We start from the raw sequence: 17,191 nt of genomic DNA, 5'->3' as shown, positions 1-17,191 counted from the left end.
AGTGCCGATGACTACAATCGATGTTATCGCGAGGTATGTCGACGCGTCGAACACTGCTAAGATCCAATGAACACATTACAACCTGATGAGACACTCGTTGGGTTCAAATGCACAACCCAGAATTAGAAGAATATGCGTAGAGACTGTCTCGTTGTCCAATCCTCAGTCGCTACAATGAGCAACAAACCCTCTCTTAGCAAATAGACCTATTTTGTCCGATAGGCTCTGACGTCAGACATGTTTGGATGTCTGCATTAGTAGGTTTTAACAGAAAATGCGATACCGAGTGATCATTTGCTGCGCAGACTCCAACGTCCGAATACTGTTCATAGCGGGCGCGTCGTCGCTGGCTCACCATTCACTATCCCAAAAATCTCTGAACTGAACACTCATAAACAACAGACGTTTAGACGAAGGAGAATTTCCATAGTTTATCGAAAGATGTCTTCCAGCCAAGCTTCAAAACGCTGTTTGGCTACCGCATCCGCTTTTGTGTTTTGCCCTGAAATCAAATAGTGGCTCTGTTCTATATGAACTGCTTCACCAACTATGGCGACCTTTCTTCCGGTCTCAACTGCGGTTTTGGCAAACCTCTCGATAACGATCGCATTGCCGCCACCTGCGGCCACAATGTCCACTGCGGCTATTGTCGTGTCGACCACAAAGGTTGATGCGAATTGGGTTTGTCGAACCCCGATTGCGGAAAAATACCGTTCCCACATTTGCTGGAAACCCAGAATGTGAATGAGTGGCCGTTGTTGCAGATCGTCGATGGGAGGGGTTTCTTCCTCGACCATCTTGGGGGCAATAGGGACGATACGTTCAGTAGATATTTTCCGAGAGGGGATTTCATTCCAATCGCCACTTCCTGTCCTCAGTTCGACATCGACATTTTCGCGGCCTGCGGATTCGGCCCAAATGTTCGAGATCAGCTTTATGGAAATATCGGGATGAATCCGCAAAAACTCGGGCAGCCTATGAGCGAGAAACAAGGTCGCTGTGGATATTGGCGCGCGCACGACCAGCTCGTGCTTCTGGTTTGATCCGAACAGGCTGATCGTTGACAGATCGATGTCTCTCAGGGCTTGCCGCACGGAAAAAGCGTATGCCTGACCAACTTCGGTCAGGCTAAGATTGCGTGCGGCACGATAGAACAAGGGGCAGCCAAGTTGTGCTTCCAGCGAGCGGACATGAAGGCTGAGTGCCGATTGTGTGATACCCAGCTCGGCTGCGGCAGCAGTAAAGCTCAGATGCCGCGCTGCGCATTCAAAGGACCGAAGCCAGATAGGGTTAGGAGATCGCGGCATTCTTAGCACCGAAAATTTTCGCTGATACCTGCCGGTTTTATTCGTTTTACACCTTGCCATCAACGTCTGTAGTTTTTTTCAAAGTAACATCTTTGCCGATCATCCGGCAGGAACTGGAACAGGGAAGCACGCACATGAAAGTTGGGTTTATTGGTCTTGGAAATGTCGGCGGGAAACTCAGTGGCAGTTTGCTGCGGAACGGCATTGATCTAACGGTGCATGACCTCAATCCCGAACTTGTGGATGATTTCGTGTCGCGTGGGGCGGCCCGGGGTGAAAGCCCGGCCCAACTGATGCGCGATTGCGATGCTGTTATCACTTGTCTGCCGTCTCCTGCCGCTTCGGATGTTGTCATGCAACAGATGCTGCCCGAGGTGAAACCGGGCAAAATCTGGATGGAGATGTCCACCACTGACGAGGCCGAGGTCAAACGCCTGGGCGCAATGGTGATGGACGCAGGAGGCGCAGCCGTGGATTGCCCGGTTTCGGGTGGATGCCACCGCGCGGCGACGGGCAATATCTCGATCTTTGCGGGGTGCGATCGTGCTACGTTTGACCGCATCGCGCCTTTCCTGAAAACCATGGGTCGCCGCATTCTGCACACTGGCGATCTGGGCTCGGCTTCGGTTCTGAAAGTTGTGACGAACTATCTGGCCACGGCCAATCTTGTCACATGCTGCGAAGCGCTGGTCACCGCCAAGGCAGCCGGCATGGACCTGAACACGACCTATGAAGCGATGAAGATCAGCTCCGGCACGTCTTTTGTGCATGAAACCGAAAGCCAGGTGATCCTGAACGGCAGCCGGGACATTTCTTTCACCATGGATCTGGTCAAAAAGGATGCAGGCCTGTTTCAGCAGGTGGCTGACCGTCACAATGTGCCGCTGGAAATCTCGCCTATGCTGGTTCAGATCTTTGAGGATGGCATCGAACGATTTGGCGAGCGTTGTTATTCGCCCAACATCATCAAACGTCTGGAGGAGGCCACCGGTCTGGATATTCTCGCCCCCGGGTTTCCGCCGGAAATGATGGATGATGAGCCGGAAGAGCCCGGTTACGAGGTGATCCCGCAAGGCTCCGAGCGCAATGCCGCGGAATAAAAAAACGGCTGAATTGTAGCGCATCCGTACACTCGGCGGGAACCCGGCGACACGCAACCCGACGGCCGCGGGGATCGAGCATCTAGCGAGAGTCGATCGCGATCTGGTCGAAGCGGGAGTGAGTGCACCTGATAGGTTCACCACTGCCGCGCTGACGGCCAGCGACTATGAGAACCAAGAGGAATCCGGCGTGCCGGTACATAATCTCTTTGGCGCTTGCGATGTGCCCGCAACCCTCTCTAATTGTTTCAATTTAGTCGGTCTCATTGGCGTTGGAGCCAGGCAGAAGATTAGCTAAAAACGGGTTTGTAACCACTCGCAAAAAGCGATCGAAATGTGTGATCCCGCCGTACCTGTTTTGTGTTGCAAGACGTAGTGGGCCTGACCTGTATCAACGGGGGCACCGACAATTCTGATCTGGCGCCCGCTTGCGATGGCCTGCTGCGCGAACCGATTGATCATGATAGTGCAGCCGCTTTCCGCGGCCACCAATTCGCAAGCGGCAACCGAGGTATCGACGATAAGGCGCGGGGATACATCTGCATTGGGCAGACCACGGGCCGACAGATACCGCGCCCAATGGTCGTCAAACCCCAGAACGTGGATGGCAGCGTGCGCCATCAGGTCCTCGGGTGTTTTGATCTTTGGCGCGGTGCGCGCACCACAAACCGGCACGATGAACTCATCAGAAAGCTTGATCATTCGCGTGTCGGAATGGGTTTGCGGAGCCAGCAGGATGTCTATGTCCACGGGATGCCCTTCCCGGCCGCTCTGCCACAGCGAAGTGACAAGTTTGATCCCGATACCGGGATGAGCTGTCTGAAAGGTCGCAAGTTGCGGCGCCAGCCAAATGATCATGGCCGCCGACGCTCGCACAACGATCGTCGTCTCCAAGGCAGGCCCAAACAGCCCGTTTGTGGAAAATGCGATGTGCTCCAATGAATCCCGGACCGATGTTAAATAGGCCCGGCCGATTTCCGTCAGTTGCAGGCTTTTGGCCTTGCGAATGAACAGTTTCTGCCCCAGCTGACCTTCCAGCGCCTTCATGTGTTGACTGACAGCCGTTTGTGTCAGCCCCAGCTCTCGACTGGCGGCGGTAAAGCTAAGATGACGTGCGGCGGCCTCGAAAGTGCGAAGCCAGTTCAGATTGAGATTGCTTTTCATTGCCCATTCATAAGTTTTTTATGCGCATGGACGCAAATTCTTTCATTTTCCTTCATTCCGGTCGGCAGTTAGACAAAAGTAACCGACGACGAAGTCGACAAGAAAAAAAGGAGCGATCTATGCCGGAGATCAATCAAGATACAGACACCGACATGGTATTGAGCCTTGTGGATCTGGAGCGCTATCCCATTGCGGATCTGGAAAGTGCCGAAGGCGCTGCGTTTCTCCAGACCTGTCAGGACCAGATGGAGGAACATGGCTGGTGCAATCTGGATGGGTTCATCCGCCCCGAGGCACTGGCAGCACTGGCCGATGAATCCAACGCCTTGCTGCCCACCGCTGACGTGCTGACTATCAAGCGCAACATCTACCAGGGCGCAATTGATCCGTCGCTGCCCAAGGATGATCCGCGCCGTAAGGAATATACGCATGTGGCAACGCAATTGGCGGACGATCAGCTGCCAAAGGAAACGCTCATCCAACAGCTTTATCAGTCGCCGCGTTTGACAGACTTTGTGCGCCGCGTCCAAAAGAAAGAGGTGCTGCATCGCTGCGCCGATGAGTTTCAGGCGCTGAATGTCGTCGCCCTGCATCCAGGAAGCTGGCACGCCTGGCACTATGATACGACGGAATGCACCGTGACGCTGCTGTTGCAGGCCGCTGAAACCGGGGGTGACTTTGCCTTCTTGCCAAACTCGCGCACCGACGAAACCGAAGACCGCGAGGCGGTGGATCGTTTGCTTGCTGGCGATATGTCCCATGCACAGAAGTTTGACCGGGGCGCCGGTACTTTTACCCTGTTTCGCGGTGGCTATTCTTTGCACGGGGTGACAGAGGTCGAAGGGTCGACCCCCCGCGTCACCGCGATCATGACCTATGACGAACAGGAAGGCCGCGTGATCAGCGACGACATCAACATCCGGATCTATGGTGATCGCGTCAAAAATATCCTCGCGGAACGCGCAGCCTCCAGCATCAACGCATAAAGGACCAAGCCATGAAAACTGCTCTACTCGTCATTGATGTGCAAATGGCACTGGCTCATGAGGATGCAGCCGGTGCCGTGCGATCTTGCCCTGAGGCAGGCGACAATATCGGTCGGCTTCTCAGCCGGTTTCGCGCGCAAGGTGACAAGATCGTCCATGTGCATCACCACGGGCTTGATCCCGATGATCCATTTCATGCGGATGCGCCTGGTGCTGTTGTTCAACCCTTTGCAGCACCGCAAGGGGACGAGCCGGTGATCATCAAACACGTCTCCAGCGCCTTTGCCGGAACTTCGCTCGAGGCCGATCTGCGCGCCGACAACATCGAGCGTGTAGTCATCTGCGGGGCCACGGCCAATCACTGCGCCGAGTCCGCCGCGCGCTCTGCAAGCAGTCTGGGCTTTGAGATGGTTTATGCCTCTGATGCCGTCTGGGCTTATGACGCGACCGGGCCGGACGGGGTGACCCACAGCGCCGAGCAGATACATTCGGTCACGCTCGCCAACCTGCAGGGTGAGTTTGGTGAGGTATGTTCGACCGATACCATCCTAAACGCGAAAGCAATATAACTAACCCCGAGGACGGCGAAGATGCGCATTGGATTTATTGGGCTTGGCACCATGGGCGGCCCGGCAGCCCTGAACCTGATCAAGGGCGGGCATGACCTAACGGTCTGCGACCTTGATCGGAACCGGGCAGAGGAGCACCTGGCGCTTGGGGCGAAGTGGGCAGAGACCCCTGCGGCAGCCGCGCAAGCGGCGGACATCGTGTTCACCATGGTCTTTGGACCAAAGCAAATCGAACAAGTGGCAGACGGCGACGATGGGCTGCGATCCGCCATGTCCGCGGGGCAGGTTTGGGTGGATATGACAACCAACAAACCCGCCTTTGTGCGCGAGCTTGCCGCCACCTTTGCTGAAAACGGTGTACAGTTGATTGATGCGCCGGTCACGGGTGCCGTCGATGGTGCACGTACCGGCAATATGCCACAATTCGCAGGTGGGGATGAGGCGACCGTCGCGCGTATTCGCCCCGTGATGGAACTGATGGGTCCGCTTCATTACATGGGCCCCAGCGGCAGCGGGTCCGTGACGAAACTGGCCAGCAATCAGCTTTGGGCCATCCACGCGACAGCCATGGGTGAAGCACTTGTCATGGCGGTGAAATCAGGTGTCGATCTGTCACGGGCCTGGGACGCGCTTAAGATCGGGGCCAGCGAAAGTTGGTGCATGCATCACGACGCCCCGTCCGTTTTTGCCGGACATTATGATCCGTCCTTCACACTGGATCTGTGCCAAAAGGATCTGGGCCTGATCGTTGAGGCCTGCGACGACGCCGGCACCGCCGCCCCTGCCACACGGCTGGTATGCACGCAGTTCGAAGCGGCCCGCGAAAGATACGGGGGCGACAAGGGCGAATTGCATGTGGTGAAGCTTGAAGAAGACAATGCTGGCGTGTCACTTCGCCTTGACGGGGATTGGATCCCGCACTGGGAAAAATAACGAGGGGCCCAATCTGGGCCCTAACCCCAAGGTCCCGCGGCGCTGGTTAATAAGCGCATCCGCGGCCCAGCATTCGACGTGCCGCTTTGACGCGGTAGCTGGCGTAAATGTTGATTCTTACCGTTCCAACCCAACATCCTGAACAGGAATACCCAAACCGACTTTCTTTCTTCCCATGACAACAGATGTGCGAAAGCGACGGACGTTTGAGTTGTCGAAGAACAATCGTTTCGTGAGTTCCTGAAAATCATCCATATCCTTTGCGGAGCAGACGAGACAGAAGTCGGCGTCTCCGGTGATGTAATAGCACTGCTGTACCATAGGCTCTGATTGCGCCTGACGAGAGAATGCGTCGATCTGATCCTGACGTTCGCGTTCCAATTCGACCATGACAATGAAGCTCATCGCGACACCCAGCTTTTTGGGATCAACGATTGCGACTTCTGAAAGAATTGCGCCCGAGGTTCTGAGCGCCTTTAACCGCCGCTGAACGGAGGCCACGGACAAGCCTGTCTCGGACGCAAGCTTTTCGAGGCCCATCTTGGCATCGGCTTGCATCAACTGAAGCAGGTTTCGGTCATACTGATCGAGTTTCATGAGAAATTCCCTATAGGGTAAGAAAATTTCCCGAAAATTCGGAAAAATTGACCATAATAGGTCATCCTTCGCGTGTACAACTTTCTGTATGAAAAATCCAACGATACTCGATGTTGCAAAACCGCTGGCTCTGCTGGCTGCATGCCCCGCCTATAAACCCAGTCCGTTGGAGGCACGCAGTCTCCGAGACAGACCTATTCTGATCAAGGATGAAACCAACAGGATGGGATTGGGGGCTTTCAAAGCGCTCGGTGGCGTTTACGCTGTTGCCAAGCTGATAGAAACGCGGGTTGGTCACCCTTTGGAACCAAACGCCTTTTTGGATGATTCCGTGAAGGCCATCGCACGCTCGATGACTTTTGTCTGCGCCAGTGCAGGTAATCATGGCATGGCCGTGGCGGCCGGTGCGCGGCTGTTTGGCGCAAAGGCCCGCATTCACCTTGCCGAAACAGTGCCAGAGGATTTTGCAATTCGCCTGCGGGACAAAGGCGCGGAAGTTGTCCGATCGGGTGACGATTACGAGGCGAGCGTTGCGGCAGCCATAGCCGACGCCGAGGCGTCCGGCGCAATTCACCTCGCCGATGGATCGTGGCCTGGATATACGGAACCTCCGCGGTTGGTAATGGAAGGCTATACCGTCATCGCCGAAGAAATGCGGACAGAGATGGAATGCTCTGGGAATTGGCCCAGCCACGTTTACTTGCAGGCAGGTGTTGGTGGGCTGGCTGCGGGGATCGCTTACATGATCCGGTCCACCTGGGCGGTTCAGCCAAAGATCATAGTGGTTGAACCTGATGCAGCCCCTTGCCTTGCCGAAAGCGCCCGGGCGGGACAGATCGTAACGGTTGAGGGCCCCGTATCCAATATGGGGCGCTTGGACTGCAAAACGCCTTCTATGTTGGCTTTCGAAATTCTGGAACGGTGCGCCGACGACTGGGTAACGGTAACTGACTTGCAGGCCGTGGGCGCTGTAAAACATGCGCGCGATCTGGGCTTTTCCACTACGCCATCTGGCGCAGCGGGGCTTGCAGCCTTGTTGACGGACGAGGCCAAATTGCCGTTGATCGTGCTGTCCGAAGGAGATGTTCCCGATGCTTGATCTCGTTGCGTTTCGCCGTGATCTGCATGCTCACCCTGAAATAGGCTTCGACCTTGATCGGACCTCGGATCTGATCGCGACCGAGTTGGAGCGCGCAGGGCTTGAGGTCACCCGGGGTGTAGGCCGCACGGGCATTGTGGCCACCTTGCGCCGTGGTCCGGACGAAACAGCAATCGGTTTTCGAGCCGACATGGACGCGCTGCCGATACACGAGGCCACCAACTTGCCGTACCGCTCGGGAACGGAAGGCAAGTTTCACGGATGTGGCCATGATGGCCACAGCACCATGCTGCTGGGTGCCGCGCTGGAGCTTTCGGCGGACCCGTCTTTTGACCGCACCATTCACTTCATCTTTCAGCCGGACGAAGAAAACGGAAACGGGGCAGCCGCGATGATCTCGGACGGTTTGTTTGAACGCTTCCCGATGGCCGCAATCTTTGGCCTTCACAACATGCCCGGAATGGAGCTTGGTCACTTTGCCACTCAAGCGGGCTCATTCTGCGCGTTCGAGGATAATTTTGAGATACGCGTTCAGGGTCAGGGCGGGCACGCGTCGATGCCGGAAAAAGGCGTTGATCCGATTGTGACTGGGGCCGCAATTGTGCAGCAGTTGCAATCGATCGTCTCTCGCTCGGTTTCGGCGAGCGAGCATGCAGTGGTTTCCGTAACGGAGTTCCTGACAGACGGTGCACGAAACATCCTGCCCAGCAACGTAACCCTCAAGGGGGATTGCCGGGGCTTTTCCAGGGATGTGTCCGAAAATATCGAGCGCCGAATGCGCACCATTGTCGCCGGTGTTTGTGCCGCGCAAGGCGCAGAGGCGGAGGTTGATTACTCGACTTCCTTCCGGCCATTGGTGAACGATGCCAGAGCCACTGACATGATCGCGGGTGCCGCTCGTGAGGTTGGCAGCGTTGATGCGGATTACGGTCGGGTAGGATTCTCTGAAGATTTTGCAGAGTTTCTTGCCCACCGCCCCGGGGCCTTCATCCTGATGGGCAACGGAGTGGAGGGCAACAATTCGATGCCGCTTCATAACCCGTCGTATGATTTCAACGATGAAGCAATCAGGCACGGGGTTGCGTTCTGGACCAGCACGGCACGACGGGAATTTTGATGGCAAGTGACGCCTGAGCAAACGTCAATAATGGGCAATTTTTCCACCCCTGCTGTCCCCAATCGAACCTTCGGCTGATCTCATGCGGCAAATGTTCTCTTTGTTGGGCCACTTCATCTGGTGACCACCGCTAGGGTCGGTCGCATCGAGACCCAGAAACATTGTGGGAAGCAGGTGACGCAAAGCCTCATGGTCACGAACTTCGACCCGGCAGATCGCGGCGACTCTGTTTCGTATCGTCTTCTGCGCCATATGAACCAAAACCTGCGGGGCGGGTGCTTTTTTCTTACGCCGACGGCAGATCCCAAAGGTTAATAGATGGTTAACATATCTCGGTACTTGATTGCGCGGCGATCTTCTTGTTTTACTGAAAATCAAATCAACCCATGCCCAAACGCGGTGTGAATATACAGTGACAATCGGTAACAAAACTCTGAATCTAAAGAACTTTATGACGATGCGGGCAATGGAGTAGCAAGATGAATCAAGACGATGGATCATCACGCAATGAGTTTGGGAACCCCGGCTCGATTGACGATATGGTTGCGATGTATCTGGAAGCGCTTGAGGGTGTTCTAGGCTCGCTGCGGGACTACAGCGAAAAGGGTGCACGGGTCGAACCCGACGTGATGTTTCTGCTTGCACAGGCACAAGCCCGGTGGCTCAGTTCAGCTTTGCGGTACTGGCAGCAGATTGCGACCATCGTCTCGACCCAAGGGACAGACGCGATCGAAGCAACCATACCCAGTGCGGATGGCCCGTCATTGGAGGCCAGACAGCTGATCGTGCTGGACAAGGCCCGTGCCGTGTTGCGCGAAATATCGGATCTGTCGCTGAGCGAGGCAAAACTGCTGCAACGTGATCTTATGGAAATCGAGGCAGAGCTTCGCAAGTCAGTCGGCCCCGAGGGTGACGACCGGGAAGGCCCCCATCGCTATGCAAAATCCAAACCATGAATAACGAAGGTGCCCGCGCCGATTGGGTGATACCGGAACTGGGATTTGAGTCTGAGACCGAACGGTTGCGCACTGCCATCGGCGCGTGGGTTGAATCCACACCCGAGGAGATGCGGCCGCAGTTGGAAGAGCAGTTTCTGGCCGGCTCAAAGTATTTTCGCCCATTGACCATCTTTGCCTGTCAGACGGCTGTCGGCAGCGAGGAGATCACGGATGAAACCATACAGGCAGCCGTAACGCTTGAGCTGTTTCATAACATGACGCTGGTTGTGGACGACATTCTGGACCAGTCGGACGAACGGCGCGGCAAACCGACCATGCACACGGCCTTTGGGCAACTTGCGGCGCTGATGACGTCCGGGTTCATGGTTGCGGAAGGCTATCGGATGATGGCGACCGAGCCGCAGGTGATCGGGTTGTTGTCCGAGCTAATGTCCCGGCTTGGCGCGGCCGAGATCGCGCAGTGGAACAGCCGCACGATGCCGCGCGGGGTCGAGGATTGGCGCAAGCTGGCGCAGGAAGACACTGGTTCGATGTTTGAGGTGGCTGCTTGTCTCGGCGACCGTAGCGAGGGGTTGCGCCATTTCGGTGGTCTGCTGGGCACCCTGTATCACGCCTGTGATGACGTGTCCGACGTGCGTGGAACCGAAGCCCTGGGCGGTGGGGGTGAAGAGGATATCCGCGACGGGATTCTAACCCTGCCAGCCGCGATCGCCGTGCGCGAGCCTGTGATCGCTGAAATGTTCCGCGATCCAAACCCGGAAAATTACGACGCCCTGGCCGAGGCCTTTCGCGCCGCTTTGCCAGAAGCCGAGGCCGAACTGGACCGGATCGCTGCAAGCGCGATAGCTGAGGCAAATCGATTTGCCCGGAACCCCAAAAAGCTGATCACACTTGTGGATCGCACGCGGGCTTTGGGCGAAGCCCGCTGATCACAAATAGGCGCGTGCCGCTTTCAGATACTGGCTGTCGAACCCTTCTTCGAACTGCGCCACCAGCGGTTCGACAAGCGCGCGTTGTGCGTCTTTCGCGGGCTGCAAAGATGCCAGACCCAGTGCCGCGCGCAGTTGCCATGCCAGCGCGGAACGGCTTTCGGCCGCGTCAAATGCAGCGCGATAATGTCGCTCTGCGCCACTGGTATCGCCACGTTTCTGCGCCAGTTCGCCTTTGACCAGACTCAAGTCAAGGACGTGGTTCAGTTCGCCTCCATCTTGCAATGGTTGGTCTAGCCCGTCCAGAACACGTGCAGCATCCTCGATCCGGTCCTGCGCCAGCAGCAAGCGCGCGTGATTTGCTTCGAAGCAGACGCGGTGGTAATGGACACCAGCATTCTTACAGGCAGCAACAGCCGTGGCCGTGATCTTTTCGGCCTCTTCCAGTTGACCGAGTTTTGCCATCGCCCGGGCGCGCCAGAACGATGCCCAGACACCCAGGAACCTGTAGCCATATTCTCCGGCAACCGCGCTGCATTCTTCGGTCAGGTCCATGACCTGTTTCCAGTCACCGTTCCAGTCGTGAATGCGGATCACACCGTTGGACAGAGCATAGACAAGCGAATAGGGGTCTGGCAGCGACCGGGTGTAATTCAGGATGTCGTTGCCGACCTTCACCGCCTGATCCGGGCGGCCCAGAGACCAAAGCGCCGCTGCCCGGAAACATTCTGAGATCACTTTGGGCTCTGCGGCCGACAGGCGCGGCCCGGGCTGGTCCCAAATGCCTTCTTCATAAAGCTGCAGCACCCGTTCGCCATAACGCACCGACTCGGCGTAGTCGCCACGGTTGAAATGCGACCATGCCTGCATCGAGGCGGAATAGACTTCATAGCGGGCATTGCCGCTGCGCGTCGCCTCGTCAGCAAGCGCCGCAAAGGTCTCGTGCCCCGAGCTTACATCGCCACGCATGGTTTCAAATGCCCCGATGCCGTAAAGAACCGCAACGCGCAGGTCGGGGTCGTCAACATCCAGAAACAGCTCGCGGGAGCGCTCAAAAGCGGTCTGCGCCTGTGGCGAGGCATAGCTGGTCGCCGCAAAGTGCACGACGCCGATGGTTGACTGCAATTGCAGCTCCAACTTGGCGCGATCAGCCAGGTCGTCGACCTCGCCGACATATTCCAATCCGTTGCTAAGCTGCGCCAGTGCCTCCTTCATCGAGGCCCGACTCCAGGCAGATTTACCAGCTGTCAGCCAATAGGGAACTGACCTGTCGCCCAGACCGGCGGCAACAAAATGGTTTGCCACCTGTTCCGGACCGGACTTGCAGCGTTCGGGAAATTTTTCTTCCAGTGTTTCGGCAATCTTGCCATGCAATTGTTGCCGCCGCCGCCGCAATATGGACCGGTACGCGGCCTCCTGAATCAAGGCATGGCGGAACATCAGGCTGTGACCGGTTTGGTCCGGGTATGCGAGGTCTGCGTCACCCAGATGCGAAAGCGAGTCTGAGAGCTCGGGCAGCGGAGTTCCGGTCACCTGAGACAGCAGGTCGACATCGAATTCCCGGCCGATCACGGCCCCGATCTGGGCGTATTCGCGGGCGGCCCCCAGCTTGTCGAGACGTGCCATCAAACTGTCTTGCAGTGTTTCAGGCACCAAATCCGCGCTGTTTCTGAATTCCATCGCAGAGCGGGTCAGCTCTTCGGCAAACAGCGGTACGCCATCTGACCGTTCCAGCAATTGCTGGCGCTGCTCGGCCGAAAAAGCATCCGAACCTGTCATACTGTCCAACAGCTCTTCGACTTCGGCTGGCTTGAGGCGCGCGAGTTCGCAGGTTTCCAGATGATCCACCTGCCAATCATGGGTGAATTCCGGCCTGCAGGTCACAAGCAACAAGATCTGATGATCGGCGAGTTTGGCGGCGAATTTGGTCAGCAAATCCAGCGATGTGGGGTCGATCCAGTGCAAGTCTTCAAAATGCACCAACAATGGTGCCCGCTTGGACAGAACGATGACCTGTTCGATCAACATGTCGATCGTGCGGGTCTTTTGCAGCTCGGGCGACAGGTTCAGCGGTGGATACCTGTCACAGGGCAGCGAAAACAAAGACGCCATCAGCGCGCGGGCTTCGTTCAGATCGTCTTCGGCGACGACCAGTTTTTCCAGCTTGTCCAGCCGGGCTTCGCTGTCATCGTCTTCCTTGAACCCGAGCACGTTTTCGATCTGACGGCGGATAGGGTACAGGGCCGTGTTCTCAAAATAAGGTGCGGATTGCAGGTGAAGGACGGTGGCGCCTTCGCCCTTGGCCTGATCCACCACCTCATATGTTAGGCGGCTTTTGCCAATGCCGGCCTCACCAGAGACAAGGCAGACACGCCCCTTGCCTGATTTGGCATCCTCCCAGGCTGACATCAGGTGCGTCCGCTCGGGCGTGCGACCGACCAGCGGCGTAAGCTGCCGCCGTGCCGAGGTGACGGTGAACCGGTCCTGACGCTGTGCCGTGGATATGACACGCCAAGCCACCTGACCGGGCTCAAACCCCTTCAGATGGATATTCTCAAGCGCCTCATAGACGAACATATCCCCCAGCAGCGAGTGCGTCCTTTTGCCGATAACAATTTGTCCCGGCTTAGCCAGCCCCTGCAATCTGGCGGCAAGGTTGGGCGTATCGCCAGCCACGGCAGAGGTCGAGTTCACCCCGATCTGGTCAAGATCGCCGGCCACCACCAACCCGGTTGCAATGCCGATGCGGACCTGCAGGCGATCACCGGCTGCAGTATCCAGCCCGGCGACGGCTTCGACAATCTCCAAAGCCGCGCGGCATGCGCGTTCTGCCGCGTCCTCTTGGGCGACCGGATAGCCAAAATAGACCACAACGCCATCACCAAGGTATTGGGCCACGTGCCCCCTGGCATCTTTGACCAACTGCGAAACGGTATCCTGATACAACGCCATAAGATCGCGATAGTCTTCGGGATCAAGCCGCGCCGACAGGGCGGTCGAACCGACCAGATCACAAAACATGATGGTAAGGTGCCGCCGTTCGGCGCTTTCCTCTCCCGTCATAGCTCCGCTGGGTCTGGGCTGTGCCGCGTCCGGTTTCAGTGCCGTGATCGCCTTGCTGATTTTCAGCCGATGACCCAACACCGTGACACCCATTTCTCTGAGATGGTCACCGGTCACATCTTCAAGGATGTCCAGATCGATACCGTTCTCATCAAACAGTTCGGTGTATTGTGGCAGGCCAATTTCGTTCAGCCATGCCGCAATCGATTTAGTTGTCATCAGTCGTCTCTTATTCGTGCGAGGTATTCTTGTTTACTTTTTACGGGGCTTGCCGTCTTCTGTATAGTTCCAGAACATGGGGCCCAGGCCCAAAGTCTTTTCGTTCCACTTACTTGCAGGCAGCCAATCCGTAAACAGGGAACCAAGGTTCTCTGGGCTTGGCGTGAATTTCGACTTCGGGAACTTGAAGTCTTTTGGTGGCCATAGCTTGTTGATACCCAGCGCTTTGTCCGCAAGCGTCCAGGCTTTTGCACTGGCGGCATAAGGTGCCCAAGCGATCTTGAGCGTCTGAAACATCTGACTGGGATAGAAATCGGGCGTAATCACCTCTACCGGTTTACCTGCGTCGCCTTTGTCTGGTTCTCTCTGCGCGGCCTGACGTACGCCTTCAGCCGCGATCAGCCCAGTTGCACAAGCGCCTTCGACAGTCGAGACATCAGCGAAATTCCTGACATAAGTTCCTGCCAGAAACAGGTTTTCGAACTTGGTGTTGACCTCGGGGCGATGTTCCCAGCTGCCGGTTAGATTGGCAAAAAGCTCTTCGCCCGTATTTGTGTCGACAGAGGTTTGGAACAGATCGATGTCGGCCTCGGTTATTTCTAACTTGGCAGTGATTTCTCGCAGAATGTAGTCGATCGCGGTTTTGGGGTTTTTGAGATCCAGAATGAGGTTCTGGTTTTCGTCCCGGCGTTCGGGTTTTACAGACAACAGCGATTTGAAATCCGATACCGTCACATAAAGGAAGGTGTTTTTGAGGCCCCACGTCGCCGAGTAGTTGAGGAACGTCATCTCATAGGGCGTATCCATGAAAACCACCACTTCCGTAGGGATGCCGGGTAGTTTCCGCTTGAGATAAAGCTCCACCGACGCCATCGGCTCGGCCTCCAGATACCTCAACTGGCCTAGGGTAGGGTCGGCATTGTACAAATCATCGGTCACCATCGATGCCATTGCACCGGGTGTAATACTGATGATCACGTTCTCATCGCTCACATCCACTTCGATGTCTTTCTTTGCGATCCCCCATTTGGGGTTAACTGATGGCGATTTGGTTACCTTGTCAAACACCAGCCGTTCGATCCGAGTGCCGTCTGCATTGGGATGCACTTCGCGAATTCGGTGGCGGTACTTGAGCTCAAACCGGTCTCCGAACTGATCAAGCTTTTTGTGGAAGGGATCAATCAGAGTTTCTTTCTTGGACCCATCAAACAGCCAAAGCTGCGGAACCGGAACGCGGTTGCCGTACTTCAGGAAGGTTTTGTAGCTGCGCGCTGAGGCTTGCCAACTGTCGATGGCCCAGACGGTCTGCCAGATCTTCTCATGAAGTTGGGCGACCTCATCGGTGCAATAGGGCCGTCCACGCAACCAGCCGTTGAACGACATTCGGTCCAGCTTGTCATCTTCACTGTCCGGGATCGAAAGCAGATCGATCATCGAATACATGAACAGGAAGAGTTCAGCAGGCGGCGCCGCGCCGCCGGTGAGGTTGCGATAGAAATCCTGAATGCCGCCCGGGTTCACCATTTCCGGCATGTTGTCGAGATCACCATCATAGAGGAATTTGAAGGCTTCGCGCGGTGTAAAGTTGTCTTCGATTCCAAGGTCTTCTGCGACCGACCAGAAGTTGTAATACCAATTGCACAGCATGTGATAGCTGTGCTCGCGCGGATAATCACCGTGGTCGTGCTCCTTATGGGACCGCAACATTCCGCCAATGAAATTGTCCTGCTCATACAGTGTGACGTGGTATCCCCGCTCCAACAAACGAAGAGCCGCGGTGAGCCCGGCAATCCCGGCCCCGACGATAGTTACTTTATGCATGCTCACTCCCCCGGTTTTCTGCGTCACAAGCCTGCAATTCCAAACCGGCGACGTCAAAACTTATCTAAGGTTACGATGCTTGGGGCATCAAAGGAAACATTTTCAGAGTGTTGCAGGAAAATGATCCGCAGGACGAAAGGCAACGGAATGTGTCGCGGCATTGCAAGCTGCTTTGAAATATAAGTTCAGGGATTGGGCTTGGACCCTAAATTACAAAAGCAACAAAACTTAGGTGCACGCCAATGCCGTCAACTTCACCCGTGCTTTTTGGTCAAGTTTGGCTTCAAAACCTTGAAAGCCGCCGGTATGCGCGGTGCAGACGTTAGGACTTGGCGGGACATCCATGAACCGGTTAGCGCTGCGCTTCCTCGTTTCTAAGCATTCTCTCACCGGTCACAATGTAGAGCGTGAGTTTCGTTTTTGACATTGCGATTAAGTTCGTTTTCTAACTCCGCCTCGGTCCAATCTCGGCGAGATCAAATTGTAGCTCAGAAGAAACCGAGGCGATGGCCCTAAAATCGGCCAAGGTGATAATTTTGCCAAGCAATGTTACTTTGATGGGGCTCTACTCAAAAAAAGTTGCGGCACCTTCCGCACATTCTTCAGAGCAAGTGTGGAGGCTCCACCAACCCTGTTGCGCCGAATTGCTTCATAGTCTTCTTTTGTTTTCAGGAGAATCCGACGGATGCTCCCGTTGCTTGCTCCACCAAGGCGCATCTTGGTCAGTACTTCCGGGATGTAGGCGGCGGAAATACCGCCTTTGCCAAAATACCGCAGAATGCTCTCGTAGTCGGCCGATATTCGTAGATTGTCATCATAAGCACCCCAGCGCGTGATGACATCACGTTTGATGAACAGGCTGGGATGCGGCGGCATCCACCCGCGTTTCAACTTGTCGGGGCTGTAAGTTCCAGAAACCCAATGGCGGATAACCTTGTTGGTATCCTGTCCCGAGACGTAGTCCAGATCGTCATAAACCGCATCTGCATCGGTGTCCTGAAATATCTGCGCGACCCGCGCCAGCACATCCCTATGCGCAAAGAAGTCATCCGAATGCAACAAGCCGATCACATCGCCGGTCGCCCGGGCTGTCGCCTTGTTCAGCGCGTCGTAGATCCCTTTGTCCGGCTCGCTAACAAGCCGCATCCGAGGATCAGTTCGCCCGTTTAGTAACTCCAGCGTTCCGTCGTTAGACGCTCCGTCCTGAACCACGTGTTCATAGTTGTCGTAGCTCTGAGTATCGAGGCTTTTCAAGGCATCCGGAAGAGTTTCGGCACGGTTCCAAACCGCTGTAAGAATTGAAAACTTCATTATTTTTGAACTCGGGT

General features: G+C 55.9%; 14 protein-coding genes. 8 read left to right on the top strand and 6 right to left on the bottom strand.

What is annotated here, in order from left to right; translation table 11 throughout:
• Window positions 1–431 precede the first annotated feature (431 nt).
• Window positions 432–1,307 (bottom strand): LysR family transcriptional regulator, encoded by an 876-nt coding sequence (locus AC2FFP_RS17825; RefSeq protein WP_496845142.1) that lies wholly within the window; start codon window positions 1,305–1,307, stop codon window positions 432–434.
• A 134-nt stretch (window positions 1,308–1,441) separates the two neighbouring features.
• Between AC2FFP_RS17825 and AC2FFP_RS17820 the strand changes: the two genes are divergently transcribed.
• Window positions 1,442–2,407 (top strand): NAD(P)-dependent oxidoreductase, encoded by a 966-nt coding sequence (locus AC2FFP_RS17820; protein ID WP_496781179.1) that lies wholly within the window; start codon window positions 1,442–1,444, stop codon window positions 2,405–2,407.
• Window positions 2,408–2,701: 294 nt separating this feature from the next.
• Here the strand turns inward: AC2FFP_RS17820 and AC2FFP_RS17815 are convergent, their stop codons facing one another.
• Window positions 2,702–3,571, bottom strand: coding sequence for a LysR family transcriptional regulator (locus AC2FFP_RS17815; RefSeq protein ID WP_496881307.1), 870 nt, complete (start codon window positions 3,569–3,571; stop codon window positions 2,702–2,704).
• Window positions 3,572–3,690: 119 nt separating this feature from the next.
• Between AC2FFP_RS17815 and AC2FFP_RS17810 the strand changes: the two genes are divergently transcribed.
• From AC2FFP_RS17810 to AC2FFP_RS17800, 3 genes are read left to right on the top strand one after another with little or no spacing between them, the layout of a single operon-like run.
• Complete coding sequence (locus AC2FFP_RS17810) at window positions 3,691–4,557, top strand: HalD/BesD family halogenase (RefSeq protein WP_496881306.1); 867 nt, start codon at window positions 3,691–3,693, stop codon at window positions 4,555–4,557.
• An 11-nt stretch (window positions 4,558–4,568) separates the two neighbouring features.
• Window positions 4,569–5,126: an isochorismatase family protein gene (locus AC2FFP_RS17805; protein ID WP_496881305.1), complete on the top strand. Its 558-nt coding sequence runs from the start codon at window positions 4,569–4,571 to the stop codon at window positions 5,124–5,126.
• Between the two features lie 21 nt (window positions 5,127–5,147).
• Window positions 5,148–6,059 carry an NAD(P)-dependent oxidoreductase gene (locus AC2FFP_RS17800; RefSeq protein ID WP_496881304.1) on the top strand — a complete coding sequence of 304 codons (912 nt, stop codon included), beginning with the start codon at window positions 5,148–5,150 and terminating at the stop codon, window positions 6,057–6,059.
• A gap of 117 nt (window positions 6,060–6,176) precedes the next feature.
• Here AC2FFP_RS17800 and AC2FFP_RS17795 read toward each other — a convergent pair whose 3' ends face one another.
• A complete protein-coding gene (locus tag AC2FFP_RS17795) occupies window positions 6,177–6,656 on the bottom strand; it encodes an Lrp/AsnC family transcriptional regulator (protein ID WP_496769167.1) in 480 nt (159 codons plus the stop codon).
• An 88-nt stretch (window positions 6,657–6,744) separates the two neighbouring features.
• Between AC2FFP_RS17795 and AC2FFP_RS17790 the strand changes: the two genes are divergently transcribed.
• The 4 genes from AC2FFP_RS17790 to AC2FFP_RS17775 all read left to right on the top strand — a co-directional run bounded on the left by AC2FFP_RS17790 (window position 6,745) and on the right by AC2FFP_RS17775 (window position 10,760).
• Complete coding sequence (locus tag AC2FFP_RS17790; RefSeq protein ID WP_496769169.1) at window positions 6,745–7,755, top strand: pyridoxal-phosphate dependent enzyme; 1,011 nt, start codon at window positions 6,745–6,747, stop codon at window positions 7,753–7,755.
• Window positions 7,748–8,872, top strand: coding sequence for a M20 aminoacylase family protein (locus AC2FFP_RS17785; RefSeq protein ID WP_496769171.1), 1,125 nt, complete (start codon window positions 7,748–7,750; stop codon window positions 8,870–8,872). Before AC2FFP_RS17790 ends, AC2FFP_RS17785 begins: the two co-directional genes overlap by 8 nt.
• A 479-nt stretch (window positions 8,873–9,351) precedes the next feature.
• Complete coding sequence (locus AC2FFP_RS17780; protein WP_496725186.1) at window positions 9,352–9,828, top strand: hypothetical protein; 477 nt, start codon at window positions 9,352–9,354, stop codon at window positions 9,826–9,828.
• Complete coding sequence (locus tag AC2FFP_RS17775) at window positions 9,825–10,760, top strand: polyprenyl synthetase family protein (RefSeq protein ID WP_496741897.1); 936 nt, start codon at window positions 9,825–9,827, stop codon at window positions 10,758–10,760. Before AC2FFP_RS17780 ends, AC2FFP_RS17775 begins: the two co-directional genes overlap by 4 nt.
• Here AC2FFP_RS17775 and AC2FFP_RS17770 read toward each other — a convergent pair whose 3' ends face one another.
• The 3 genes from AC2FFP_RS17770 to AC2FFP_RS17760 all read right to left on the bottom strand — a co-directional run bounded on the left by AC2FFP_RS17770 (window position 10,761) and on the right by AC2FFP_RS17760 (window position 17,174).
• Window positions 10,761–14,042, bottom strand: a complete 3,282-nt coding sequence (locus AC2FFP_RS17770) for an adenylate/guanylate cyclase domain-containing protein (RefSeq protein ID WP_496881303.1) — start codon at window positions 14,040–14,042, stop codon at window positions 10,761–10,763.
• A 33-nt stretch (window positions 14,043–14,075) separates the two neighbouring features.
• Window positions 14,076–15,863: an FAD-dependent oxidoreductase gene (locus AC2FFP_RS17765; protein ID WP_496845132.1), complete on the bottom strand. Its 1,788-nt coding sequence runs from the start codon at window positions 15,861–15,863 to the stop codon at window positions 14,076–14,078.
• Window positions 15,864–16,412: 549 nt separating this feature from the next.
• A complete protein-coding gene (locus tag AC2FFP_RS17760; protein ID WP_496769177.1) occupies window positions 16,413–17,174 on the bottom strand; it encodes a glycosyltransferase family 2 protein in 762 nt (253 codons plus the stop codon).
• Between the last annotated feature and the right edge of the window lie 17 nt (window positions 17,175–17,191).

This window comes from Ruegeria sp. YTSC004, assembly GCF_059609805.1.
Note: the sequence above shows the minus strand (reverse complement) of the source record. Positions and strands in the feature narration are given on the sequence as shown.